This is a genomic window from Mesorhizobium wenxiniae (genome assembly GCF_002284535.1).
Lineage (GTDB): Bacteria > Pseudomonadota > Alphaproteobacteria > Rhizobiales > Rhizobiaceae > Mesorhizobium > Mesorhizobium wenxiniae.
This window is the reverse complement of record NZ_NPKH01000020.1, coordinates 247,905-271,124: the sequence shown is the minus strand read 5'-3', so window position 1 is coordinate 271,124 and position 23,220 is coordinate 247,905. Positions and strand designations below refer to the sequence as shown.

The following is a 23,220-nucleotide window of genomic DNA, read 5'->3' as shown; positions in this document are numbered from 1 at the left end:
AAGAACAAGGATTGGAGCGACCCATGAATGAGGCAGTTCGAAATCCCGCCGAGCCGATCATCGAGATCGAGAACCTGTCGATCTCCTTCTTCACCCGCAAGGGTGAAATACCGGCCGTTATGGACTTCTCCTGCACGGTCATGCCTGGCGAAGCGATGGGCATCGTCGGCGAATCCGGCTGCGGCAAGTCGACCGTGTCGCTCGGCATCATGCGCGACCTCTCCAACATCGGAAAGATTGTCGGCGGCCGGATAAAGTTCCAGGGCAAGGACATGGGCGAGCTGTCCGACGAGGAACTGCGCGCCATCCGCGGCAACAAGATCGCGATGATCTACCAGGAGCCGATGGCCAGCTTGAACCCGGCGATGAAGGTCGGCCAGCAACTGATGGAAGTGCCGCTGATCCACGACAGGGTGTCGAAGGAAGAGGCTTATAGACGCGCGCTGGAAATGGTGCGCGCGGTCAGGCTGCCCGATCCAGAGCGCATGATGCGCTCCTTTCCGCACCAGCTTTCCGGCGGCCAGCAACAGCGTATCGTCATCGCCATGGCGCTGCTGTCGAAGCCGGCGCTGCTCCTGCTCGACGAGCCGACGACGGCGCTCGACGTGACGGTGGAAGCCGGCATCGTCGACCTGGTCAAGGGGCTTGGCGAGAAGTTCGGCACCTCGATGATCTTCGTGTCGCATAATCTCGGCCTGATCCTGGAAACCTGCGACCGCATCACAGTGATGTATTCGGGCGAAGCGGTGGAGACCGGCAAGATCAAGGACGTCTTCGACCGGATGCGCCATCCCTACACCCAAGGCCTGTTCCGCTCGATCCCGCTGCCCGGCGCCGACAAGAATTCGCGGCCTCTGATCTCCATCCCGGGGCAATTGCCGCTGCCGCACGAGCGGCCGAAGGGCTGCAATTTCGGCCCCCGCTGCCACCATTTCGTCGAGGGCGTCTGCAACGCCGCCGAAATCCCGATGATCGCGGTCGACGGCCATGAAGGCCATTTTTCGCGCTGCGTGCGCTTCAACGAGATCGACTGGGAGGCGCTGCCGCCCGGCGCCAAGAAGGTCAACGAGCGCGTCGAGCCCGGCGCGCCGGTGCTCAAGATCGAGGACCTCAAAAAGTACTACAAGGTCGGCGGCAGCGAAGTGTTCGGCTCAAGCGAAGGCCGCGTCGTCAAGGCCAACGAGACGATCTCCTTCATGGCGCGCGAATCCGAGACCGTCGCCATTGTCGGCGAGTCCGGTTGTGGGAAGTCGACGCTGGCCAAGGTGCTGCTCGGGCTGGAGACGGCAAGCTCGGGCAGCGTGACGCTCGGCAACCAACAGATCCAGTCGACCGGCGTCGAGAAGCGCAGTGTCGAGACGGTGTCGTCGATCCAGATGGTGTTCCAGAATCCGTTCGACACGCTCAATCCCAGCCATACGGTCGGTTCGCAGATCATCCGCACGCTGGAAAAGTTCAATGTCGGCAACACGGTCGCCGATCGCCGTCAGCGCATGCTGGAGCTTCTCGACCTGGTGAAGCTGCCGCGAGCATTCGAGACCCGCAAGCCGCGCCAGCTTTCCGGCGGCCAGAAACAGCGCATTGGCGTGGCGCGGGCCTTTGCCGGCGACGCCAAGGTGGTGGTGGCCGACGAGCCGGTCTCGGCGCTCGACGTGTCGGTGCAGGCGGCGGTGACTGAGCTCCTGATGGACATCCAGCGCAAGAACAAGACGACGATGCTGTTCATCAGCCACGACCTGTCGGTGGTGCGCTACATCGCCGATCGTGTAGTCGTCATGTATCTCGGCTATATCGTCGAGCAGGGCACGACCGACCAGATCTTTTCGCCGCCCTATCACCCCTATACCGAGGCGCTGCTCTCGGCGATCCCGATCGCCGATACCAGCGTGATCAAGAAGCACATCGTGCTGGAGGGCGACATCCCATCGGCGATGAACCCGCCAACCGGCTGTCCGTTCCAGACGCGCTGCGGCTACAAGAAGCTGGTGCCGGACAATCTTTGCGAGACGCAGGTGCCGCCGGTGAAGAATCTCGGCGACGGTCATATGAGCCTGTGCTGGCTTGCCGACGACGTGCTGGCGAAAATGGAGCCGGTGATCAAATTCGACAAGGAGCATGCCGCCCATGAGGGGTTGCCGGACGACGCGCCGCAAGGCATCGGTCCTGGCTTTGCCGGCGCTCCGCCCAAACGTCCGCGCGGCAAAAGGCCGAAGCTGACGGATGGCTAGATCCTTCGCTTCATCAACGCGCGCATTGGCGTAGCTGCGCGGCATAATCCCGAGCCATCTTCTCGGTGGCTCGCGCATAGCGCTGCACGCCGGCATCGCCGCGATTCCCGCGGCCATAGGCCGTCCAGCCGAGATAATAGGCCAGATAGAGGTTGTAGGTGTCGTTGCGGGCGACGCCGAGCGTGTCTGATGTCTTGGAATGATACCAGCCGACGAAATCGACGGCATCGGCAAAGCTGGTGCGGCGCGCCGCCCAGCTGCCGGTCTCGCTTTGATACTGCGCCCAGGTGCCGTCGAGCGCCTGCGAGAAGCCGGTGGCGCTGGAGAGACGTTTCCAGGGAATGAAGCCGAGAAGCTTGGTGCGCGGCGGCCTGGCGTTGCTCTTGAAACCAGATTCCTTCCGCACCGTCGCCATCAGCACGGGAACTGGCACGCCGTGCTTCTGTTCGGCGCGTTCGGCCGCCGCCTGCCAGTTGTCGAACCAACCGTCATTCTGGTCGAACACGGCGCAGACATCGTTGATATGGCGTGGCGGCGTCGCGCAGGCCGACAGCGCCAGCAACACGGTAGCAGCTATAATTTTACTAAAACTCGACTTGCCCATTGGAAGAGGATTAGGCCGAAAACATAAAAGGAATCTTGCTGCGTTCCTTAACGGCCCATCGGCCGCTTTGGTCGCGGCAGAGCGAGGATAGATATTCCGACGTTTTATGTCGCTTTTGTCGGCGTGAAATTCCCGATATGCCGCCTTGGCTAAAATCACGCCCGCGGGTGGCGGATTTCTGACAGCCCGATCCTCGTGCCGGCGCTTTGATGCCCCGCATGAACGAACCGAGACGCAAGCGCGGCGCCGAGCGAACCAGCAACCGGGGACTCGCGGCCATTCCGCAACTGCCGTTGCGCCGCGTGACAAATCCCTATCCGCCAATGGCGATGCTCTCGGCCGACCAGATCGAGGCTATCCACCAGGCCTCGATGCACATACTAGAGAATTTCGGCATCGAGGTGATGAGCCGGCGGGCGCTTTCGCTGTTCGAGAATGCCGGGGCCAAGGTCGATCAAGCGTCGATGACCGTCCGCATCGACCGCGGTATGGTCGATGAGGCACTGCGGACGACGCGGTCGAGCTATACGCTGACGCCGCGCAACCCCGGCCGTACCGTTCATCTCGGCGGCAACACCATCAATTTCACACTGGTCGCCGGGCCGCCCAATGTGCATGACATGGAACGCGGCCGCCGCGCCGGAAACCTGCGCGACTATTGCGATCTCACCCGGCTGGCGCAGCATTTCAACTGCATCCACATGCTCGGCAACCAGGTCTGCGCCCCGGTGGAACTGCCGGCCAATTCCCGCCACCTCGACACCTATTTTGCCAATCTGACGCTGACCGACAAAAGTTTTCACGTCTCGGCGATCGGCCGCGGCAGGGCGCTGGACGGCGTCGAAATGATGGCAATCGCGCGCGGATTGACGCTTGATGAGATGTGCGACGATCCCGGCATCACCACCATCATTTCGGTCAACTCGCCGCGCCGCTTCGACGAGATGATGGCCGAAGGGCTGATGACCATGGCCGAGTTCGGCCAATCGGTCGCGGTGACGCCGTTCACGCTGATGGGGGCGATGAGCCCGGTGACGCTTGCCGGCGCGCTCGCCCAACAGAACGCCGAGGCGCTGTTCGGCGTGCTCTTGACGCAGCTTGTCCGCCCTGGCGCCCCGGTCATGTATGGCGCCTTCACCTCCAATGTCGACATGAAGTCCGGTGCACCGGCGTTCGGCACGCCGGAGAACACCAAGGCCAACATCGCCTCCGGGCAGCTGGCGCGGCGCTATGGACTGCCCTACCGGACGACGCCGGGCTCGGCCTCCAACGCCGCCGACGCGCAAGGCGCCTATGAGACGCTGATGGCGCTGTGGGGCGCGGTGCTCGGCCACGGCAATCTCGTCTACCACGCCGCCGGCTGGCAGGAGGGCGGGCTGACCGCGTCGTTCGAAAAGTTCATCATCGACGTCGAGATGATCCAGCACATGATGGAGTTTTTGCGCCCGATCGAAGTCAACGAGGCCGAACTCGCCGTCGAGGCATTGGGGGCGGTGCCGACCGGCGGCCATTTCTTCGGCGAGCCGCACACGCTGGAGCGCTACGCCACCGCCTTCTATCAGCCGATACTCTCCAATTGGCAGAATTACGAGGCCTGGCAGGAGGCCGGCGGGCTCGACGCCACCGCGCGGGCGACGCGGCTGTGGAAGAAAGCGCTGCAAGATCATGTCGAGCCGGCGATGGATATTTCCGTGCGCGAGGCGCTGGAGGCGTATGTGGCAAAGCGCAAGGAAGCGATCGGGCAGGGCGAGCCGTGATGTTGTGTCCTGCGTCCTCGAGAACCCCCTCTGGCCTGCCGGCCAGAGGGGGTGATTTAGCTCCTTCCGTCCCGATTCACGTCACCCGTCCAACCCACTGAAATAAAAGAGAAAATCCATGAAATCGCATGCAAAGGTCGTGGTCATTGGCGGAGGCGTCGTCGGCTGTTCCGTGCTGTTCCATCTCGCCCGTCACGGCTGGACCGACATTTTGCTTCTGGAGCGTGACGAGCTGACCTCCGGCTCGACCTGGCATGCGGCCGGCGGCATGCATACGATCAATGGCGATCCCAACGTCGCCAAGCTGCAGAAATACACGATCTCGCTCTATAAGGAGATCGAGGAGCTGTCCGGCCAGGCGACCGGCGTGCATCTGACCGGCGGCGTGCTTTTGGCGGCGACCGAGGCGCGGCTCGACTGGCTGCGCGGCGTCGTCGCCAAGGGACGCTATCTCGGCATCGACCTCGAGGAGATTTCGCCTGATGAGGCGGCCGAACTGATGCCGCTGCTCGATCCGAAGCAGTTCGTCGGCGCCGTCCGCAACAAGGAGGACGGTCATCTCGATCCATCGGGCGTCACCCATGCCTATGCCAAGGCCGCGAGAAAACTTGGCGCCGAGGTTGAGCGCTTCACCAAGGTCGAGAGCATCGTGCGCCGCCCCGACGGGCTGTGGCGCGTCATCACCAACAAGGGCGAGGTGGTGGCCGAGCATGTCGTCAACGCCGGCGGTCTATGGGCGCGCGAGGTCGGCCGCATGATCGGGCTGGAACTGCCGGTGCTGGCCATGGAGCACATGTACCTGATCACCGAGGACATGCCGGAAGTCGCCGCCTGGAACCAGAAGACCGGCACGGAGATCATCCACGCGGTCGATTTCGACGGCGAGCTCTATCTGCGCCAGGAGCGCGGCGGCATGCTGATGGGTACCTATGAGAAGGCCAATAAGCCATGGTCCGAATTTTCCACGCCGTGGAATTTCGGCCACGAACTGCTGGAGCCCGACATCGACCGCATCGCGCCGTCGCTGGAAGTCGGCTTCAGGCATTTCCCGGCCTTCCAGAACACCGGCATCAAACAGATCATCAACGGTCCCTTCACCTTCGCGCCGGACGGCAACCCGCTGGTCGGACCGGTGCGCGGCCTGCCGGGTTTCTGGGTCGCCTGCGGCGTCATGGCGGGGTTCTCACAGGGCGGCGGCGTCGGCCTGGCGCTGGCGAACTGGATGATCGAGGGCGATCCCGGCGCCGACATCTGGGCGATGGATGTCTCGCGCTATGGCGACTGGGCGACGATGGCCTACACCAACGCCAAGGTGCGTGAGAATTATTCGCGGCGTTTTTCCATCCGCTTCCCCAATGAGGAGCTGCCTGCCGGGCGGCCGCTCAAGACCACGCCGGTCTATGACCTTTTGTCGGCCAAGGGCGCGCAATGGGGCGTTGCCTATGGGCTGGAAGTGCCGCTGTGGTATGCGCCCGAGGGCGTCAAGGACGAGTTCTCGTGGCGGCGCTCGAGCGATTTCCAGCATGTCGCAAAAGAGGTGAAGACGGTGCGGACACGTGTCGGCTTGTCGGAAATCTCGTCATTCGCCAAATACAGGGTGACGGGCGAGGGCGCGGCGGGCTGGCTCGACCGCCTGCTTGCCTGCAAGCTGCCAAAACCCGGCCGCATGACGCTGGCGCCGATGCTGAAGGAAGACGGCAGGCTGATCGGCGACTTTTCGCTGGCCAATCTCGGCAGTCCCAATTCCAACGGGGAGGACTGGTTCCTCGCCGGCTCCGGCATTGCCGAGGAGTATCACATGCGCTGGTTCGAGGCGCATCTGCCGCAAGATGGCTCGGTCCGTATCGAGGCGCTGGGGGCGAAGCTGACGGGCCTGTCGATCGCAGGACCCAAGGCGCGGGACGTGTTGGCCAGAGTTACGCGGGCGGATGTGTCGAATGCGGCGTTTCCGTTCATGGCTACGGCCAAGATGGATGTCGGCATGGCGCCGTGCCTGGTCGGCCGCGTCAGCTACACCGGCGATCTCGGCTACGAGATCTGGGTGGCACCGGAGTATCAGCGTGCCGCGTACCAGACCTTGATGGCGGCGGGCGAAGAATTCGGCATCGGCCTGTTCGGCTCACGCGCGCTCAACGCGCTGCGGCTTGAGAAGAACTACGGCTCGTGGGCGCGCGAATACCGGCCGATCTACGGGCCGCTCGAAGCCGGCCTCGACCGTTTCGTCGCCTATGGCAAGGAGGCCGATTTCATCGGCAAGGAGGCTGCAGTGGCCGAGCGCCAGCAAGGCGGCAAGCTGCGGCTGCGTGCCTTTGTCGTCGATGCGGCAGACGCCGACGTCATCGGTGACGAGCCGATCTGGTTCGACGGCGCCGTGCGCGGCTGGGTCACGTCAGGCGGCTACGCGCACCATTCGGAGACGTCTGTGGCCATGGGCTATGTCCCGAAGGAAATCGCCGACGAGGCCGACGGTTTCCAGATCGAGCTGTTGGGCAAGCGCTTTCCCGCGCGCGTGCAGCCGACACCGCTGTTCGACGCCAATCTCGAGCGGATGCGGGGGTAAAGGCGCCGCTGGTGGCGGCTCAAGCGCTGCGGCGGTTGTCCAGCGCCAAGGCGCCGGGACCGGCGAACACAAGATAGAGGAAGATGAAGCAGAAGGAGATCGCCGCATCGCCGCCATTGTTGACCGGGAAGAAGTCACGCGGCATATGGGCCATGAAATAGGCGATCGCCATCTGGCCGCTGAGAAGGAACGCGACCGGCTTGGTGAACAGCCCCAAACCAGCAGGATGCCGCCGACGAATTCGAGGACGCCCGCGGTGAGCGATAGGCCGCTCAGGGTGCCGGCATGATCGCTGACCGGGAAATTGAACAGTTTCTGGGTGCCGTGCTCCATAAACTGCAGCGCCGTCATGATGCGCAATGCCGCCAGAGCCTGCGGCTGGTATCTGGCGAGACCGTCAAAAACCTTCATCAAAAGCTCCATTCACCCCTCGGGATCGGCCATAAATTATGGCCAGGGCAATGGACCACTCACTTGCCATGGCCTGCCATCAACAATCGGTGATTGGAAACGGTTTACCTCATATATTTTTTCTCTCTATGGTTGCGTTTATATCTCTGCGGTTGTATTGATGTGTAGCTCGAAACCATGCGGGTTACCTTTGCCATGAAAAAAGTCGTCGTCAGCCTATTCGCAATCCTTGCAGGCACGAGCGTCGCCATAGCCGACGACGCCAGCTGTGCTGCTTTCAAATGGCCGGTGACGCGCGAGCAGGCCCTGTTTGCGGCAGCGCCCGCCGCGCAGTCCGGGGCTGACCTTTCGGTCGGCGAGGCTGCAGATGTGGCGTTGGCGCCGGTCGACACGATCAGCTTCACAGTTCCGCCGGAACGCGCGCCGGCAGCCGGTACATTCGGCGCGACGGCAAGCGTGGCCGTGCCCCCTGAGGGAGAGCTCCAGATCAGCCTGTCTGATGAGGCCTGGGTCGATGTCGTTCAGGACGGCAGAGCCGTGAAGTCGGCGGCTTTCAGTCGTATGAAGACCTGTCCGGGGATTCGCAAGAGCGTGCGCTTCAAGCTGGCCGCCGGTCCGGCCACCGTGCAGTTCAGCGGCGCGAAAAAAGAAACCCTCAAGGTCGCAGTGCTGACGCCGGAGTAATTCTCGAAGGGGCCGGAAGGACAGGGCTCCTCCTTGTCCTGCCGGACATCTCCCCCAATTGGGGGAGATCGGCCACTGCTGCCGACGTTGTTACCGCACCGGCGCCGTTAGCGCGAAATGGGCGCCTTGCGGGTCCGTGCACATTACGATCCAGCTTCCACCCGGAACCTCCATCGGGCCCACCAGGATTTGACCGCCATTGTCGGTCACGCGCTTGGCCGCCGCGTCGATGCTAGGTACATTGAAATAGAACTGCCAGACCGGCACGGGGATCTGCTCGGGCTTGTTCATCATGCCGCCAATAGGTTCGCCGCCGGCGGTAAAGAGCTGGTAGATGCCCATCGGCCCCATATCCATGGCATCGCCCGTTTCCCAGCCGAACTGGTCGGAGTAGAAATCGAGGGCCGCCTTCCAGTCTGATGTATAGAGCTCATGCCAGCCGATACTGCCAGGAGTGGTGGCCGGCAGGGCAGGTAGGTCCGGACCGTCGGGCTGCAGGAAATTGAACACCGCGCCTTGCGGATCGGCGACGACGGCAAAACGACCGACACCGGGGATGTCGTCGGGTTCGCGGTGAACAGTGCCGCCCGCCGCCTTCAACGACTTCGTCGCAGCGTCGACATCCCTGGTATGGATGTAGCCGACCCAGGCCGGCGGCATGCCCGTCTTGCGCACTTCTTCTGGCTGCGCCATCAGCCCGGCAACGCCGCGCTCGCCGACATTCATGACCATGTAACGAGGCATGCCTGGCGCCCCGTCGAAAACCTGCGCTTTCCAGCCGACCACATTCGTGTAGAAGGCCTCGGCAGCGTCGAGATCGGTGGTCATTAGCTCGTACCAGAAGAAGGGCATGGGGGTTTCTGGCATCGTCGTGCTCCTTGCGTTTCTGTCGTTGATCGTGTGCGATCCATCCTAGGACGATCTTCGCGACGTGAATCCGACACCTGGGTCAAGAATCGACCGAGGCAAGGCACCGCCGTTCAAGTCTTGCGTACTTCGCGGTTTTCGCCTTTCCTTTGGTCAACGAGGGGTGTTGGTCCATGCGCCGGATGTCGCTCACTTCAGAGCTTGTCGCGCTATGCCATCGGGAGGAGGCCGATCCCGGTCCCGATGGAAGCTGGACGCAACTGACTTGGTGCGCGGCTTAGCTTACCGCCAGGAGGCGACAGCACACTCTGCAATCACCTCTACCGTGCACGTTAGGCTGACGACGAGGTAGTGCGAGAAGTCTCTAATTGGTACCGGCATTGAGGCCAGCCAACGGGAATTCTCGACCTTCATCAGCGGGTATATATACTCAGCTTGTGCGCCCGTCCCGATTGTCGGGAGATGTGTGGCCGAGGTCATCGACTTGCCGCCCATGTCCTCGTGAGCGGCCACTGCAAACACTCCGCAGAACTTTAGCGCCAGCGTCCTCGTCGCGGTGCCCACCAAAAAATCACCCTCTAATTCGAGCTCAAAGTCGTCATCGGTGCGCAGCCGCCATGTTTGGCAGGCGACCGGAGGAAGCTCGGCTACGGGCGCCCATTTGACTGCCGTTTCTAAGATTGGTTCCCCCATTTCGCCACCCTTCAACGCGACCTTTGTGTGTTCTAAATGCTCAACGCCTATCACCACGCGAGCGGTTCGAACAGGTTGTTGCGACCTACGAGGCGATGCAGCGCGCCGCCTCCATCGAAGCGGTCGACGACACGACAGTAACGCTCAAACATGAGGGATTGTATCATGTTTTATTCAGCCCTTTCAGCGGCTTGCGTCGAAAATTGACCAATTGATAAAAAAACAAAACGTGCTAGCCTTCCCAAACCACAAGAATGGGGAAGCGGAATGGCGACTGGTCATTTCAAGCAGGGCATTGCCGGCGGCCGGCTTTCGCCCGAGCAATATGCCGATAATTTTTCCGACCTGCATCCGCCGCTCGATGATCACGAGGCGCTGGTCGAGTCCGATCGGTGTTATTTTTGCTACGACGCACCCTGCATGAACGCATGCCCGACCTCGATCGACATCCCGCTGTTCATCCGCCAGATCTCGACAGGCAATCCGATCGGCTCGGCCAAGACGATTTTCGACCAGAATATTTTGGGCGGCATGTGCGCCCGCGTTTGCCCGACCGAAACGCTGTGCGAAGAGGTCTGCGTGCGCGAAGTGGCCGAAGGCAAGCCGGTGCAGATCGGCCGCCTGCAGCGCTACGCCACCGATGTCGCCATGGCTGAGAATAAGCAGTTTTACCCGCGCGCCGCCCCGACCGGCAAGACGGTCGCCGTCGTCGGCGCCGGACCGGCCGGGCTTGCCGCCGCTCATCGGCTCGCCCGCCACGGTCACGACGTGACCATCCTGGAAGCCCGTCCGAAAGCCGGCGGCCTCAATGAATACGGCATCGCCGCCTACAAGAGCATCGACAATTTCGCCCAGGCCGAGGTCGACTATGTCACGTCGATCGGCGGCATCGACATCCAGAACGGCAAGGCGCTCGGCCGCGACTACCAGCTGTCGGACCTGACCAGGAACTACGACGCGGTGTTCCTCGGCATGGGGCTTGGCGGCGTCAATGCGCTGCGCGCCGACGGCGAGGACGCGCAAGGCGTCACCAATGCGGTGGAGTTCATCGCGGAGCTTCGCCAGGCGAGCGATCTTGCCAGCCTGCCGGTCGGCCGGCGGGTCGTCGTCATCGGCGGCGGCATGACGGCGATCGACGCGGCGGTGCAATCGAAGCTGCTCGGCGCCGAAGAGGTGACGATCTGCTACCGGCGCGGGCAGGAGCACATGAACGCTTCCGAATTCGAGCAGGATCTGGCCGCCGCCAACGGCGTCATCATCCGTCACTGGCTGCAGCCGAAGCGGGTCATTGCCGAAGGCGGCAAGGTGTCGGGCATCGAGCTTGAGTATACGGCGATGGATGGCGACAAACTCGTCGGCACCGGCGAGCGGCTGACGCTCACCGCCGACCAGGTGTTCAAGGCGATCGGCCAGAGTTTTGTCCCGGCTGCGCTCAACGGCAGCGGGGCCTTGCTTGCTTTGGAAGCCGGCCGCATCAAGGTCGATGCCGAAGGCCGCACCTCGCTGGCCAACGTCTGGGCCGGCGGCGACTGTATCTTTGGCGGCGACGACCTCACCGTCTCGGCCGTGGCGCAAGGCCGCGACGCGGCCGAATCGATTCACCGGGCACTGACCTCGAACGGGAGGGCATGAGCATGGCAGACATAAGCAACAACTTCGTCGGCATCAAATCGCCGAATCCGTTCTGGCTGGCTTCGGCGCCGCCGACCGACAAGGCCTACAACGTCATCCGCGCCTTCAAGGCGGGCTGGGGCGGCGTTGTCTGGAAGACGCTCGGCGAAGAGGGCCCGCCGGTGGTCAACGTCAACGGTCCGCGTTACGGCGCGATCTGGGGCGCCGATCGCCGCCTGCTCGGCTTGAACAACATCGAGCTGATCACCGACCGCGACCTGCAGGTCAATCTGCGCGAGATCAAGCAGGTCAAGATGGACTGGCCCGACCGCGCCATCGTCGTCTCGCTGATGGTGCCTTGCGAGGAGCACGCGTGGAAGGCGATCCTGCCGGTGGTCGAGGAGACCGGGGCCGACGGCATCGAGCTCAATTTCGGCTGCCCGCACGGCATGTCGGAACGCGGCATGGGCTCGGCGGTCGGCCAAGTGCCGGAATACATCGAAATGGTGGTGCGCTGGTGCAAGGCCAACACCCGCATGCCTGTGATCACCAAGCTGACGCCCAACATCACCGACATACGCAAGCCGGCGCGGGCCGCCCTTGCCGGCGGCACCGACGCGGTGTCGCTGATCAACACCATCAATTCGATCACCGGCGTCAATCTCGATAGTTTCGCACCGGAGCCGACGATCGACGGCAAGGGTTCGCATGGCGGCTATTGCGGCCCGGCGGTGAAGCCGATCGCCATGAACATGGTGGCCGAAATCGCGCGCGATCCCGAAACGCATGGGCTGCCGATCTCCGGCATCGGCGGCATCACCACGTGGCGCGACGCCGCCGAATTCATGGCGCTCGGCGCTGGCAATGTTCAGGTGTGCACGGCGGCGATGACCTATGGCTTCAAGATCGTCCAGGAGATGATCGCCGGCCTGGAAAACTGGATGGACGAGAAAGGCCATGCCTCGCTCGACGACATCGTCGGCCGCGCCACGCCCAACGTCACCGACTGGCAGTATCTCAACCTCAACTACATCGCCAAGGCACATATCGACCAGGAGGCCTGCATCAAATGCGGCCGCTGCCACATCGCCTGTGAGGACACTGCGCACCAGGCAATCACCGCAATCGTCGACGGCGTCAGGCATTTCGAGGTGATCGAGGCCGAATGCGTCGGCTGCAATCTTTGCGTCAATGTCTGCCCGGTCGAGAACTGCATCACCATGGAACCGCTGGCGGCTGGCGTGATCGACCAGCGCACCGGCAGACCGGTGTCGCCGATCTATGCCAACTGGACGACGCACCCGAACAACCCGATGGCCAAGGTGGCGGCGGAATAGGGGCGGACGGGTGAGCGGTCTGTCTCGCGCTGGGGCAAGAGGAGATTTGTTCGGCGCGCGAGCGTGCAACCGTTGAGGTTGGCGCTGCCCCTCAGAGGAAACGCTAAGCGCCAAGTGCGGCTGCCTCCGCAGAACTTGGGTTCCTCGCCCCACGAAGTGGGGAGAGGTGGCCCGGCGAAGCCGGGACGGGGAGGGTCTTGCGGCGGGCGGGAACTGTTCAAGGCTCCTGATGGCCTGCCCCATATGCTCGCGCCCCATCCTTCACCGGTTCTGGCTTCGCGACTGTCGCCCCCCTCTCCGTCCCGGCTTCGCCGGGCCACCCCGCTCCGCGGGGGCGAGGAACCCAAGTTCCGCAAACTTGCGTCCGCAGGATGAGCGGTGCCACCTTTAAAAAAGAGCGCGCCCAAAGCTCTCCGACTTTCCGCAAACCTCATGCACATCTCATTTTTGAAATGGGCGATTTCTCACTTTTCTATTGCGGATAAAATTTATCAACGATAAGATATATCCATGAATTGGAGATCAGCACGATGAAGCTGGGCGAGGGCGTCGAAGCGGCCATCCACTGCGCCGCGATGCTTGCCGGAATGGAAGGCGCAGCGACGATGCCGGGTGCTGCCATGGCGGAAGCGTTCGGCCTGTCGCCGAGCTATCTCCTCAAGCATCTCAACGCGCTGACGGCGTCGGGCATCCTGGAATCGGTGCCGGGTCCATCGGGCGGTTACCGGCTGGCGCGGCCGGCCGAGCGCATAACGCTGCTCGACATCGTGCTCGCCGTGGAAGGACGCGAACCGGCCTTTCGTTGCGGCGAAATCCGGCAGCGCGGGCCGGCCAGGCTCGATGCCTCGGCCTATGTCAAACCCTGCGGCATCAGCGTCGCGATGCTGAAGGCCGAGCGCGCCTATCGCGCCGCTCTTGCCGAGGCCCGGTTGTCCGACATCGTGGCGGAATACATGAGCGATGCCGATCCTCGTTCAGTCGCCGCGAACTGCGCCTTCGTCGAGCGCCATCAGCGACCGCAGAAATCCAGTTCAACCAAGCAAGCATGAAAGGCAAAGACGATGAAACAGAGGCTGCAATTCTTCGGCGCGGCGCCGGAAATCATGAAAGCGGTATCGGCGCTCAACAAGGCAGTCGACGAATGCGGGCTGGAGGCAAGCCTGCTGCATCTGATCAAGCTGCGGGCGTCGCAGATCAATGGCTGTTCGTACTGCGTCGAGATGCACAGCCGCGAGGCACGCCATGACGGCGAGACCGAACAGCGGCTATATCTCGTCTCCGCCTGGAAGGAATCGCCGCTGTTTTCCGAGCGCGAACGCGCTGCCTTCGCCTGGACCGACGCGGTGACGAAGATCGCCGACAGCGGCGTGTCGGACGATCTCTACGCAAAAACGCTTGAACACTTTTTGGAAGAGGAACTGGCCAAGCTGACGGTGGCGATCGGCATGATCAACATCTGGAACCGACTCTGCGTCTCCTTTCACGCCATTCATCCGGTAGCGGCAGCCAAGGCCGCTTGAGCGGACGGACCTGACGCGCGGCCTTTACGCCGCGCGTCTCTTTGCTTTGGGATCAGACCATGTTGTCGAATTTTGAGAATGAGATTCTGGTTGCCGCACGCCTGCTGCTTGGCGGCGCCTTTGTCTTTGCTGGCCTGCGCAACATCCAGAATGCAGGCTTCCTGACCCAGCTGATGACGACGCGCGGCGTGCCGCAGGCGCGGCTGATGCTGTGGCTGGGGATCGTTCTGCAGATCGTTTCCGGAGGTCTGGTGATCGTAGGCATCTGGACCGCCTTGGCGGCCGCATGCCTGATCCTGTTCCTGCTTGTCGCGACGCCGATGTTTCACAATTTCTGGGACCATCAAGGGCAGGAACGCGCAGTCCGCATCAACGGCTTCGTCGCCAATGTCGCGCTGACCGGCGGGTTCCTGGCGCTGGCGCAGGCGGTTTGAGGCGATGGTTCAGCTGATTTCGGATGAATTGCCGGCGGCGCATTAATCGCTCTGTCGCGATTCCCCTCTATGATTGGCTTAGTTTCGCCTGTCGGAGCATTTATGGAGCAAAGCTGGAACAGCTTCTGGGGGAGCGTTTTTCAGGCCTTCCACCACGCGCTGTCGCCGTTTCGGGCGATCGCCGAAGCCTTCGGCTATTTCCCCACGGACATACAGATCTGGTGCTTCCTGTGCAGCGTCTTTATGCTGGTTCTGGTCGCCCCCCACACCTATGGCGATCTCGTGCTGCGCCGCCGCCGCGCCCATGCGACGGGCAAGGTGGTGAAAATCGACATGTCGGACGAGTCACCCAGCACTCCGACCATCGAGTTCGCCGATCATTTCGGAAAGATCCGTCGCTTTGAATCGAACCTGCCGGTCAACGACACCACCGGTTCGGTCGGAGCGACAGTCGAAGTGATATATGACCCCCTGCATCCAGACAGGGCGCGCGAAGCGGGGCGGCCGGTCATGAAGGCGACGCACACGGCGCTCTGGTATACGATCGTCGCCCTGCTGATGGCGCTGGCCTTCTTGCCAGGGCTGACCAACTGAGCCCCTTCTCAGGAAAGTATCATCGCCGTGCGGCTCACGCGGCATAGTGCAGGTCGTCGTGAGGCTGATCGTCTATACGCCGCTCGCCGAGCAGAATTCGATCACAAGGCTGCAAAAGCTGCTCGAACTGCTCGACCGGCTTCCGGCCGAGCGGTGCAGCGCCTGATTGCTATGATTGGCTTTTGGGCTTCAGCCCGTCGATGAACAATTGCTCGAGAAACCTTGCCGCGTCCTCGAAGCGGCCGGCTCCGCCGCGGTCGGGGCCGAGCACGGCGCGGACCTGAACGTCGAAATCGGCATAGTGCTGCGTCGTCGCCCAGATCGAGAAGATCAGGTGCCAGGGGTCGGTGCGGGCGATCTTGCCGGCGCGCATCCAGCCCTTGATGACGGCGGCCTTCTCGTCGACCAGCGTCTTCAACTCGCCCTCCAGCATCGGCATGATGCGCGGCGCGCCTTGCAGGATCTCGTTGGCGAACAGCCGGCTTTCCCTAGGGAAATCGCGCGCCATTTCGAGCTTGCGCCTGATGTAGCTGCGCAATTCGGTCAGGGGATCACCGATGTCGTCGAGCTCGCGCAGCGGCGCCAGCCAGGTGTCGAGAAGCCGCTGCATCAGCGTCTCGTGGATGTCCTCTTTGCGGCGGAAATAGTAGAGCAGGTTCGGCTTCGACATGCCGGCGGCTTCGGCGATCTGGTCGATGGTCGAGCCGCGAAAGCCGTTGGTTGAGAACACCTCGAGCGCCGCCTCCAGGATCAGCTCGCGTTTTTCCTGCTGAATGCGGGTGCGGCGAGGGGCAGGGATGTCCATGCCTGTCGTCATCGCCGCAGGACATTGCCGCGAGGGTCATCTGGACCAATTCTCTGGACCAGTTTTTCTCCGGCCTGTGGAGCGCGCCTCAGCTGCCGCATTTCCGCTAGTAATCCTTGACCGCCGACAGGGCGGTGCTAACGTTTGTCCGATCGGTCAAAAATTTGCGTAGCACGAAAACGCAGCAGAGACCAAGTGTCGGGAAGACCAAGCGTTAGCCGCACCGAAACAGGTTACAAGGGGAAGTCTTGGTCATGTCCAACCGGCTGAAAGTCACGCCGAACGATCTCAGCGCATTCTGGATGCCGTTCACGGCGAACCGGCAATTCAAACAGGCGCCCCGCATGATGGTGTCCGCCAAGGACATGCATTACACGACCAGCGACGGGCGCAAGGTTCTCGACGGCACCGCCGGCCTGTGGTGCGTCAATGCCGGCCACTGCCGGCCGAAGATCACCGAGGCGATCCAGCAACAGGCCGCCGAACTCGACTATGCGCCGGCCTTTCAGATGGGCCACCCGATCGTCTTCGAACTGGCGAACCGTTTGGTCGATCTCGCGCCGAAGGGCATGGACCACGTGTTCTTCACCAATTCCGGATCGGAATCGGTGGAGACTGCGCTGAAGATGGCGATCGCCTACCATCGCGCCAAAGGTGAGGGCTCACGCACCCGCCTGATCGGCCGCGAGCGCGGCTATCACGGGGTCAATTTCGGCGGCATCTCGGTCGGCGGTATCGTGACCAATCGCAAGATGTTTGGCACGCTGCTCGGTGGCGTCGACCACATGCCGCACACGCATCTTCCCGAGAAGAATTCGTTCACCAAGGGCGTGCCCGAGCATGGCGCGGAATTGGCCAACGAGCTGGAGCGCATCGTTGCGCTGCATGATGCCTCCACCATCGCGGCCGTCATCGTCGAGCCGGTGGCCGGTTCCACCGGCGTCATCCTGCCGCCGAAGGGCTATCTCGAGAGGCTACGCGAGATTTGCACCAAGCACGGCATCCTGTTGATCTTCGACGAGGTCATCACCGGCTTCGGCCGCCTCGGCACGCCGTTTGCCGCCGACTATTTCGGCGTCACCCCCGATATTATGACGACCGCCAAGGGCGTCTCCAATGGCGTCATCCCGATGGGCGCGGTGTTCGTCAAGAAGGAAATCCACGACGCTTTCATGATCGGTCCCGAGCATATGATCGAGTTCTTCCACGGCTACACTTATTCGGGCAATCCGATCGCCTGCGCGGCAGCCCTCGGCACGCTCGACACCTACAAGGAAGAGGGCCTGCTGACCCGCGGCGAGGAACTGGCGCCGTATTGGGAAGACGCGCTGCATTCGCTGAAGGGCGAGCCGAACGTCATCGATATCAGAAACATCGGCCTGATCGGCGCGATCGAGCTGGCGCCCATCCCCGGCAGTCCGACCAAGCGTGCCTTCTCGGCCTTCGTCAAGGCGTTCGAGCGCGGCGCCCTGATCCGCACCACCGGCGACATCATCGCGATGTCGCCGCCGCTGATCATCACCAAGGGCCAGATCAACGAATTGATCGACCATGTGCGTGAAGTGCTGAGGGCGGTGGATTGAGGGACGTGCCGCAGCTTTCCCTCCCCCTTGAGGGGAGGGTGGCCGCGAAGCGGCCGGGTGGGGTCGGTGCGGCAGCGCGCCGACCTGATCTCTTGCCGCGAGGTTGTTTCTGATGCCCCGTACCCGCGTGAGCTTCGAAATGCGTCAAAAGGCGCGCGCGCTTCGAGTTCATGCGACCAAAGGCGAATCCCTGCTGTGGTACGAACTGCGCGAGTTGAAATCAGCCGGCATCAAGTTCCGCCGCCAGTGTCCGATTGGGCCTTATATCGTTGACTTTGCCTGCCTCGCGGTAAAGCTGGTCGTGGAAGTGGATGGCGATCTGCACGAGCAGGAACTGGGCAGACGGCACGATGCTGTCCGTGACGCCTATCTGCGATCGCTCGGGTTCGATATATTTCGCGTTGACGAGCCCGATGTCATAAACAGCGCATGGCATGTCGCGCAGGTGGTGAAGGAGAAGGTCGTGCGCATGTTCGGCGACCCCACCCGACCGCTTCGCGGCCACCCTCCCCTCGAGGGGGAGGGGGACGCCGGCGTGCCGCAATCGATGAGGTTTTAGGAAATGGCCGCTCCGGGCGAGAATCTGCGAATCAATTCAGACCGTTTGTGGGATTCGATAATGGAGATGGCGAAGATCGGCCCCGGCATTGCCGGCGGCAACAATCGCCAGACGTTGACCGACGAGGACGGCGAGGGGCGGCGTCTGTTCAAGCGCTGGTGCGAGGCAGCGGGGCTCGAAATGGGCCTCGACGAGATGGGCACGATGTTTGCCCGCCGTGAAGGCACTGACCCTGATCTGCCGCCGGTCTATGTCGGCAGCCATCTCGATACTCAGCCGACCGGCGGCAAGTACGACGGCGTGCTCGGCGTACTCGGCGGGCTGGAGATCGTGCGCTCGCTCAACGAACTCGGCATCAAGACAAAACATCCGATTGTCGTCACCAACTGGACGAACGAGGAAGGCGCGCGCTTTGCGCCAGCCATGATGGCGTCCGGCGTCTTCGCCGGCGTGCTCGATCAGGCCGACGTCTACTCGCATGTCGACAAGGACGGCAAGAAATTTGGCGAGGAGCTCGAACGCATCGGCTGGAAGGGCACCGAGAAAGTCGGCGCGCGCCAAATCCACGCCTTCTTCGAGCTGCATATCGAGCAAGGTCCGATCCTCGAGGACGAAGGCATCGACATCGGCGTCGTCACCCATGGCCAGGGACTGAAATGGCTGCAGGTGACGTTGACCGGCAGGGAGGCGCATACCGGCTCGACGCCGATGCCGAAGCGCCGCAACGCCGGGCTCGGCATGGCGAGGGTGATCGAGCTGGTGCACGAGATCGCCATGCACTACCAGCCCGATGCCGTAGGCGCGGTCGGCCACATGGAAGTCTATCCGAACTCGCGCAACATCATCGCCGGACGCACCGTCTTCACCATCGACATCCGCTCGCCGGAAAAGGAGGTGCTCGACGCGATGGACGCGCGCATCCGCGAAGGCATCGACACGATCTGCGAGGCGCTCGATATCAAATATCAAATCGAGCAGGTCGGCCATTTCGATCCGGTCGCTTTCGATGCGGGCTGCGTCAAGGCTGTGCGGGATGCTGCGGAGCGCTTGGGTTATACGCATCGCAACATCGTCTCCGGCGCCGGCCACGACGCCTGCTGGATCAACCGCGTCGCGCCCACCGCAATGGTGATGTGCCCGTGCGTCGACGGGCTGTCGCATAATGAGGCCGAGGAAATCACCAAGGAATGGGCGGCGGCCGGCGCCGACGTGCTGTTCCACGCGGTGGTGGAAACAGCGGTGATTGTGGAGTGAACTAGAAACCAAAAGTCCGAACGCCGCTCACCAAGAAGCGCGAGAAAAACAAGGGAACAAAAATGACCAAAGTCATCAAGAACGGCACCATCGTCACCGCCGACCGCACCTGGAAGGCCGACGTACTGTTCAAGCACGGCAAGATCATCGCCATCGGCCCGGACCTGCATGGCGACCACGAGTTCGACGGCACCGGCTGCTATGTGATGCCAGGCGGCATCGATCCGCACACCCATCTCGAAATGCCGTTCATGGGCACCTATTCGGCCGACGATTTCGAGAGCGGCACGCGCGCCGCCCTTGCCGGCGGCACCACCATGGTCGTCGATTTTTGTCTGCCGTCGCCGCAGCAGTCCCTGCTCGAGGCCTTGCAGATGTGGGACAATAAAACCTCGAAGGCCTCCTGCGACTATTCCTTCCATATGGCGATCACCTGGTGGGGCAAGCAGGTGTTCGACGAGATGGCCACCGTCGTCGACAAGGGCATCACCTCGTTCAAGCACTTCATGGCCTACAAGGGCGCGCTGATGGTCGACGACGACGAGATGTATTCGTCGTTCCAGCGCTGCGCCGACCTTGGCGCGCTGCCGTTGGTTCATGCCGAGAATGGCGATGTGGTGGCCGCGCTTTCGCAGAAGCTTCTGGCTGCCGGCAACAACGGCCCGGAGGGGCATGCCTATTCGCGCCCGCCGGAGGTCGAAGGCGAGGCGACCAACCGCGCCATCATGATCGCCGACATGGCCGGCGTGCCGCTCTATGTCGTGCATGTCTCCTGCGAGCAGGCTCACGAAGCCATTCGTCGGGCGCGGCAGAAAGGCATGCGCGTCTTCGGCGAGCCGCTGATCCAGCATTTGACACTCGACGAGAGCGAATATTTCAACAAGGACTGGGATCACGCGGCGCGCCGCGTGATGAGCCCGCCCTTCCGCAACAAATTGCATCAGGATTCGCTGTGGGCCGGCCTGCAGGCCGGATCGCTGCAAGTGGTGGCGACAGACCATTGCGCCTTCACCACCAGCCAAAAGCGCAACGGCGTCGGCGATTTCACCAAAATCCCGAACGGCACCGGCGGACTCGAGGACCGCTTGCCGGTGCTGTGGACGACGGGCGTCAACACCGGCCGGCTGACGATGAACGAATTCGTCGCGGTGACCTCGACCAACATCGCCAAGATCCTCAACATGTATCCGAAGAAGGGCGCCATCGTTGAAGGTGCGGACGCCGACATCCTCGTCTGGGACCCGAAGCGCAAGAAGAAGATCACGGCCAAAAAGCAGCAGTCGGTGATCGACTATAACGTCTTCGAAGGTTTTGAGGTGACCGGCCTGCCGCGCTATGTCTTCTCGCGCGGCGAACTGTCGATCCAGGAAGCTGAGGTCAAGGCGAAGCCCGGCCATGGGGAGTTCGTCGCTCGCGAGCCGAATGCAGCGGTCAACCGGGCGCTGTCGACCTGGAAGGAAATTTCCGCACCGCGCAAGGTGGAACGCACCGGCATTCCGGCGACCGGGGTGTGAGCTTGGCGCGTTCGGCAGCGATCGCCTCACTGGTTGTGGCGAGCATTACCGGCGTACCGGTAGCGGCTGAGGTTCTTGCCGGTTCCTATGGCAATGATGTCGGTTGTGCCGGTGTATGGCTCGGCTATCAGGACAGCGATGCCTATGTCGTGCTGACCGCCGACGGCGTCGAAACCTATGGCAGCGGCTGCCGGTTCGCGCGGCAACTGGTGACGGCGCCTGGTACGCAGTCGTTGAGCTCGACCTGTTTCGCTGAAGGCGAGGAGGGAACGACGACTGAGACCGTCAAGGTCACCAACAAGGGAGCTGACGGTTTCTTCGTGACCATTCCCGGCCTTGAAGAGATAGGGCCGTTGAAATCATGTTCGTGACGGTGCCGATGATGGCCTCTCCGCCGATGCCGACCTCAGGCGACCAGCCCATCCAGTTCCGGCAGCAGGATGACACTTTCCTGTTCGTTGGGATCGGTGCGGGCGATGACCGCCGAGGCCGAACTGTCGCTCAGATTGGCCGGCAGATGCGGCACCCCGGCAGGAATGTAGAAGAGGTCGCCGGCCTTGACCACGATCTGCTGTTCGAGTCGGTCGCCATACCAGGTATGAACCTCGCCGGAGAGCACATAGATCGCCGTTTCATGGCTTTCGTGCATATGCGCCTTGGCGCGGGCACCGGGCGGCATGGTCAGCAGGTGCATGCAGATGCCGGTCGAGCCGACCGTCTCGGCGGCGATACCGGTGAAATAACTCAGTCCCTGCTTGCCTTCATAAGAGCTTTCAGGGCGGATAAGATGACAAGTGGGTTTGGACGACATCTGGGATGCTCTGGGCGTCGATCGAGTGGGAACTCTCAGTCGGATAGGACGGGGCGAGTGGAAAGCAATATTGCGGCAAAATCAACCGGATTCCGCCCGGCGCAGCAGCGGCGCGAAAAGGCAGGCTGCGGCCTATGACGGGAACATCGCCAGCCGTCGTTTCGGCAAGCAAGCTCGGCCTGACCTTCCAGACCAATGACGGCCCGGTGCAGGCGCTGTCGAATGTCGACCTGACCATCGGCAAAGGTGAATTCGTCTCCTTCATCGGGCCGTCCGGCTGCGGCAAGACGACCCTGCTGCGGGTCATCGCCGATCTGGAAAAACCAACATCGGGAAGCATCTCCGTCAACGGCATGACGCCGGAGCAGGCGCGCCAGAGCCGCGCCTATGGCTATGTCTTCCAGGCGGCGGCGCTTTATCCGTGGCGTACGATCGAGCGCAACGTGGCGCTGCCGCTGGAAATCATGGGCCTGTCGAAGACAGAGCAGGCGGCGCGGATCAAGCGCACGCTCGACCTCGTCAACCTGGGCGGCTTCGAGCAGAAATACCCGTGGCAGCTTTCCGGCGGCATGCAGCAGCGCGCCTCGATCGCGCGGGCGCTGGCCTTCGACGCCGATCTCCTGTTGATGGACGAGCCGTTCGGCGCGCTGGACGAGATCGTGCGCGACCATCTCAACCAACAGCTTCTGGAGCTTTGGGAGCGGACCAACAAGACCATCTGCTTCGTCACCCATTCCATTCCCGAGGCGGTCTACCTCTCGACGCGGATCATCGTCATGTCGCCGCGTCCGGGCCGCGTCAGCGACGTCATCGAATCGACGCTGCCCAAGCAGCGACCGCTCGACATCCGCGAGACACCGGAGTTCCTGGCGATCGCGGCACGCGTGCGCGACGGGCTCAGGGCAGGACACAGCTATGATGATTGAGGTGAAGCGGCACTGGCTTGCGCCTTCAACGCAGGAGGTGCATCGCCCTAGCGAGGCAGACGCTAACCGTGCTTTCGTCATCCTAGGGCGGAGCCGCCGCGAAGCGGCGTGCGCAGACCCTAGGATCCATTCCGTGACTTCGGCCGAAAGGCCCAAACGGTTCAGAATGTCCGCCACGCAGGCGACGACGGCTGACGTTTTCTTCAGGTCGGGAGCATTGTTCCGCACCGTTGCGGAGCGCGAAAGTTACGGCATGGATCCTAGGGTCTGCGCCGCGTCGCTTCGCTCCTTGCTTCGCCCTAGGATGACGAAGGCGTGGTTGGCCGCTCCCTCTACGCACGCCGCTTTCCGGCTCCGCCCTAGGACGACGAAGAACAGGCATGGCCACATACGCGGCAGCGCTGCCAGCAGAGGGTGGTTGGCGGCGTTGCAGCCGAAGTCACCCGACCTCCGCTTCGCTCCGGCCAC

22 protein-coding genes and 2 pseudogenes are annotated in these 23,220 nt (G+C 62.6%); 18 read left to right on the top strand and 6 right to left on the bottom strand.

All coding sequences use genetic code 11. From position 1 onward, the window contains the following. Positions 1–23 precede the first annotated feature (23 nt). On the top strand, positions 24–2,228 hold the full coding sequence (locus CIT31_RS11585) for a dipeptide ABC transporter ATP-binding protein (protein WP_095518703.1): 2,205 nt from the start codon (positions 24–26) through the stop codon (positions 2,226–2,228). 13 nt (positions 2,229–2,241) lie between these two features. Here the strand turns inward: CIT31_RS11585 and CIT31_RS11580 are convergent, their stop codons facing one another. Beyond that, on the bottom strand, positions 2,242–2,832 hold the full coding sequence (locus tag CIT31_RS11580; protein ID WP_095518702.1) for a transglycosylase SLT domain-containing protein: 591 nt from the start codon (positions 2,830–2,832) through the stop codon (positions 2,242–2,244). 218 nt (positions 2,833–3,050) lie between these two features. On the opposite strand from CIT31_RS11580, the gene CIT31_RS11575 reads away from it, so the two are divergent. Next, a complete protein-coding gene (locus tag CIT31_RS11575) occupies positions 3,051–4,589 on the top strand; it encodes a trimethylamine methyltransferase family protein (protein ID WP_165778414.1) in 1,539 nt (512 codons plus the stop codon). A 118-nt stretch (positions 4,590–4,707) separates the two neighbouring features. Beyond that, complete coding sequence (locus CIT31_RS11570; RefSeq protein WP_095518700.1) at positions 4,708–7,149, top strand: GcvT family protein; 2,442 nt, start codon at positions 4,708–4,710, stop codon at positions 7,147–7,149. Positions 7,150–7,168: 19 nt separating this feature from the next. Here CIT31_RS11570 and CIT31_RS11565 read toward each other — a convergent pair. Further along, positions 7,169–7,500 (bottom strand): annotated as a pseudogene (locus CIT31_RS11565) (DoxX family protein). Between CIT31_RS11565 and CIT31_RS35045 the strand changes: the two are divergent. Beyond that, entirely contained in the window at positions 7,435–7,653 is a 219-nt protein-coding gene (locus tag CIT31_RS35045; protein WP_245316306.1) for a hypothetical protein, read from the top strand. The pseudogene CIT31_RS11565 and the gene CIT31_RS35045 sit on opposite strands and share 66 nt — an antisense overlap. A 102-nt stretch (positions 7,654–7,755) precedes the next feature. After that, the gene (locus tag CIT31_RS11560) at positions 7,756–8,244 is read left to right on the top strand and encodes a hypothetical protein (RefSeq protein WP_240992767.1); all 489 of its coding nucleotides are present in this window, start codon (positions 7,756–7,758) and stop codon (positions 8,242–8,244) included. A 90-nt stretch (positions 8,245–8,334) separates the two neighbouring features. On the opposite strand, the gene CIT31_RS11555 is transcribed toward CIT31_RS11560, so the two are convergent. Then, positions 8,335–9,111 carry a VOC family protein gene (locus tag CIT31_RS11555; RefSeq protein ID WP_095518699.1) on the bottom strand — a complete coding sequence of 259 codons (777 nt, stop codon included), beginning with the start codon at positions 9,109–9,111 and terminating at the stop codon, positions 8,335–8,337. Positions 9,112–9,284: 173 nt separating this feature from the next. Between CIT31_RS11555 and CIT31_RS35040 the strand changes: the two are divergent. After that, positions 9,285–9,374 (top strand): annotated as a pseudogene (locus CIT31_RS35040) (gamma-glutamylcyclotransferase); the annotation flags it as partial. A gap of 19 nt (positions 9,375–9,393) precedes the next feature. Here CIT31_RS35040 and CIT31_RS11545 read toward each other — a convergent pair. Further along, complete coding sequence (locus tag CIT31_RS11545; RefSeq protein ID WP_133116136.1) at positions 9,394–9,861, bottom strand: hypothetical protein; 468 nt, start codon at positions 9,859–9,861, stop codon at positions 9,394–9,396. 210 nt (positions 9,862–10,071) lie between these two features. Between CIT31_RS11545 and CIT31_RS11540 the strand changes: the two genes are divergently transcribed. The 6 genes from CIT31_RS11540 to CIT31_RS11515 all read left to right on the top strand — a co-directional run bounded on the left by CIT31_RS11540 (position 10,072) and on the right by CIT31_RS11515 (position 15,300). Further along, the gene (locus CIT31_RS11540) at positions 10,072–11,436 is read left to right on the top strand and encodes an NAD(P)-dependent oxidoreductase (RefSeq protein WP_095518697.1); all 1,365 of its coding nucleotides are present in this window, start codon (positions 10,072–10,074) and stop codon (positions 11,434–11,436) included. Positions 11,437–11,438: 2 nt separating this feature from the next. Next, entirely contained in the window at positions 11,439–12,752 is a 1,314-nt protein-coding gene (gene preA / locus CIT31_RS11535) for an NAD-dependent dihydropyrimidine dehydrogenase subunit PreA (RefSeq protein WP_095518696.1), read from the top strand. A 530-nt stretch (positions 12,753–13,282) separates the two neighbouring features. Then, a complete protein-coding gene (locus CIT31_RS11530; protein WP_095519330.1) occupies positions 13,283–13,801 on the top strand; it encodes an RrF2 family transcriptional regulator in 519 nt (172 codons plus the stop codon). A gap of 12 nt (positions 13,802–13,813) precedes the next feature. Beyond that, a complete protein-coding gene (locus tag CIT31_RS11525; protein ID WP_095518695.1) occupies positions 13,814–14,272 on the top strand; it encodes a carboxymuconolactone decarboxylase family protein in 459 nt (152 codons plus the stop codon). 59 nt (positions 14,273–14,331) lie between these two features. After that, positions 14,332–14,706, top strand: coding sequence for a DoxX family protein (locus CIT31_RS11520; RefSeq protein ID WP_095518694.1), 375 nt, complete (start codon positions 14,332–14,334; stop codon positions 14,704–14,706). 102 nt (positions 14,707–14,808) lie between these two features. Beyond that, positions 14,809–15,300, top strand: a complete 492-nt coding sequence (locus CIT31_RS11515) for a DUF3592 domain-containing protein (protein WP_095518693.1) — start codon at positions 14,809–14,811, stop codon at positions 15,298–15,300. Between the two features lie 169 nt (positions 15,301–15,469). On the opposite strand, the gene CIT31_RS11510 is transcribed toward CIT31_RS11515, so the two are convergent. Further along, a complete protein-coding gene (locus CIT31_RS11510) occupies positions 15,470–16,105 on the bottom strand; it encodes a TetR family transcriptional regulator C-terminal domain-containing protein (protein WP_165778413.1) in 636 nt (211 codons plus the stop codon). Between the two features lie 254 nt (positions 16,106–16,359). Here CIT31_RS11510 and aptA point away from each other — a divergent pair, with 254 nt between their 5' ends. From aptA to CIT31_RS11485, 5 genes are all read left to right on the top strand, one after another. After that, the gene (gene aptA, locus CIT31_RS11505) at positions 16,360–17,688 is read left to right on the top strand and encodes an omega-aminotransferase AptA (RefSeq protein WP_095518691.1); all 1,329 of its coding nucleotides are present in this window, start codon (positions 16,360–16,362) and stop codon (positions 17,686–17,688) included. Between the two features lie 112 nt (positions 17,689–17,800). Beyond that, positions 17,801–18,247 (top strand): endonuclease domain-containing protein, encoded by a 447-nt coding sequence (locus CIT31_RS11500; protein ID WP_095518690.1) that lies wholly within the window; start codon positions 17,801–17,803, stop codon positions 18,245–18,247. Between the two features lie 3 nt (positions 18,248–18,250). Then, entirely contained in the window at positions 18,251–19,501 is a 1,251-nt protein-coding gene (locus CIT31_RS11495; protein ID WP_095518689.1) for a Zn-dependent hydrolase, read from the top strand. Positions 19,502–19,563: 62 nt separating this feature from the next. Beyond that, a complete protein-coding gene (gene hydA / locus CIT31_RS11490; protein WP_095518688.1) occupies positions 19,564–21,015 on the top strand; it encodes a dihydropyrimidinase in 1,452 nt (483 codons plus the stop codon). After that, positions 21,012–21,386 carry a hypothetical protein gene (locus tag CIT31_RS11485; RefSeq protein ID WP_245316171.1) on the top strand — a complete coding sequence of 125 codons (375 nt, stop codon included), beginning with the start codon at positions 21,012–21,014 and terminating at the stop codon, positions 21,384–21,386. The genes hydA and CIT31_RS11485 overlap by 4 nt, the downstream gene beginning before the upstream one ends. A gap of 35 nt (positions 21,387–21,421) precedes the next feature. On the opposite strand, the gene CIT31_RS11480 is transcribed toward CIT31_RS11485, so the two are convergent. Next, complete coding sequence (locus tag CIT31_RS11480) at positions 21,422–21,826, bottom strand: cupin domain-containing protein (protein ID WP_095518686.1); 405 nt, start codon at positions 21,824–21,826, stop codon at positions 21,422–21,424. 134 nt (positions 21,827–21,960) lie between these two features. Here CIT31_RS11480 and CIT31_RS11475 point away from each other — a divergent pair, with 134 nt between their 5' ends. Next, the gene (locus CIT31_RS11475) at positions 21,961–22,752 is read left to right on the top strand and encodes an ABC transporter ATP-binding protein (RefSeq protein WP_095518685.1); all 792 of its coding nucleotides are present in this window, start codon (positions 21,961–21,963) and stop codon (positions 22,750–22,752) included. Positions 22,753–23,220 lie beyond the last annotated feature (468 nt).

Coding starts and splice junctions, on each gene's coding strand:
- CIT31_RS11585 (WP_095518703.1), top strand. CDS start 24: ATGAATGAGGCAGTTCGAAATCCCGCCGAGCCGATCATCGAGATCGAG.
- CIT31_RS11580 (WP_095518702.1), bottom strand. CDS start 2,832: ATGGGCAAGTCGAGTTTTAGTAAAATTATAGCTGCTACCGTGTTGCTG.
- CIT31_RS11575 (WP_165778414.1), top strand. CDS start 3,051: ATGAACGAACCGAGACGCAAGCGCGGCGCCGAGCGAACCAGCAACCGG.
- CIT31_RS11570 (WP_095518700.1), top strand. CDS start 4,708: ATGAAATCGCATGCAAAGGTCGTGGTCATTGGCGGAGGCGTCGTCGGC.
- CIT31_RS35045 (WP_245316306.1), top strand. CDS start 7,435: ATGATCGCTGACCGGGAAATTGAACAGTTTCTGGGTGCCGTGCTCCAT.
- CIT31_RS11560 (WP_240992767.1), top strand. CDS start 7,756: ATGAAAAAAGTCGTCGTCAGCCTATTCGCAATCCTTGCAGGCACGAGC.
- CIT31_RS11555 (WP_095518699.1), bottom strand. CDS start 9,111: ATGCCAGAAACCCCCATGCCCTTCTTCTGGTACGAGCTAATGACCACC.
- CIT31_RS11540 (WP_095518697.1), top strand. CDS start 10,072: ATGGCGACTGGTCATTTCAAGCAGGGCATTGCCGGCGGCCGGCTTTCG.
- preA (WP_095518696.1), top strand. CDS start 11,439: ATGGCAGACATAAGCAACAACTTCGTCGGCATCAAATCGCCGAATCCG.
- CIT31_RS11530 (WP_095519330.1), top strand. CDS start 13,283: ATGAAGCTGGGCGAGGGCGTCGAAGCGGCCATCCACTGCGCCGCGATG.
- CIT31_RS11525 (WP_095518695.1), top strand. CDS start 13,814: ATGAAACAGAGGCTGCAATTCTTCGGCGCGGCGCCGGAAATCATGAAA.
- CIT31_RS11520 (WP_095518694.1), top strand. CDS start 14,332: ATGTTGTCGAATTTTGAGAATGAGATTCTGGTTGCCGCACGCCTGCTG.
- CIT31_RS11515 (WP_095518693.1), top strand. CDS start 14,809: ATGGAGCAAAGCTGGAACAGCTTCTGGGGGAGCGTTTTTCAGGCCTTC.
- CIT31_RS11510 (WP_165778413.1), bottom strand. CDS start 16,105: ATGGACATCCCTGCCCCTCGCCGCACCCGCATTCAGCAGGAAAAACGC.
- aptA (WP_095518691.1), top strand. CDS start 16,360: ATGTCCAACCGGCTGAAAGTCACGCCGAACGATCTCAGCGCATTCTGG.
- CIT31_RS11500 (WP_095518690.1), top strand. CDS start 17,801: ATGCCCCGTACCCGCGTGAGCTTCGAAATGCGTCAAAAGGCGCGCGCG.
- CIT31_RS11495 (WP_095518689.1), top strand. CDS start 18,251: ATGGCCGCTCCGGGCGAGAATCTGCGAATCAATTCAGACCGTTTGTGG.
- hydA (WP_095518688.1), top strand. CDS start 19,564: ATGACCAAAGTCATCAAGAACGGCACCATCGTCACCGCCGACCGCACC.
- CIT31_RS11480 (WP_095518686.1), bottom strand. CDS start 21,826: ATGTCGTCCAAACCCACTTGTCATCTTATCCGCCCTGAAAGCTCTTAT.
- CIT31_RS11475 (WP_095518685.1), top strand. CDS start 21,961: ATGACGGGAACATCGCCAGCCGTCGTTTCGGCAAGCAAGCTCGGCCTG.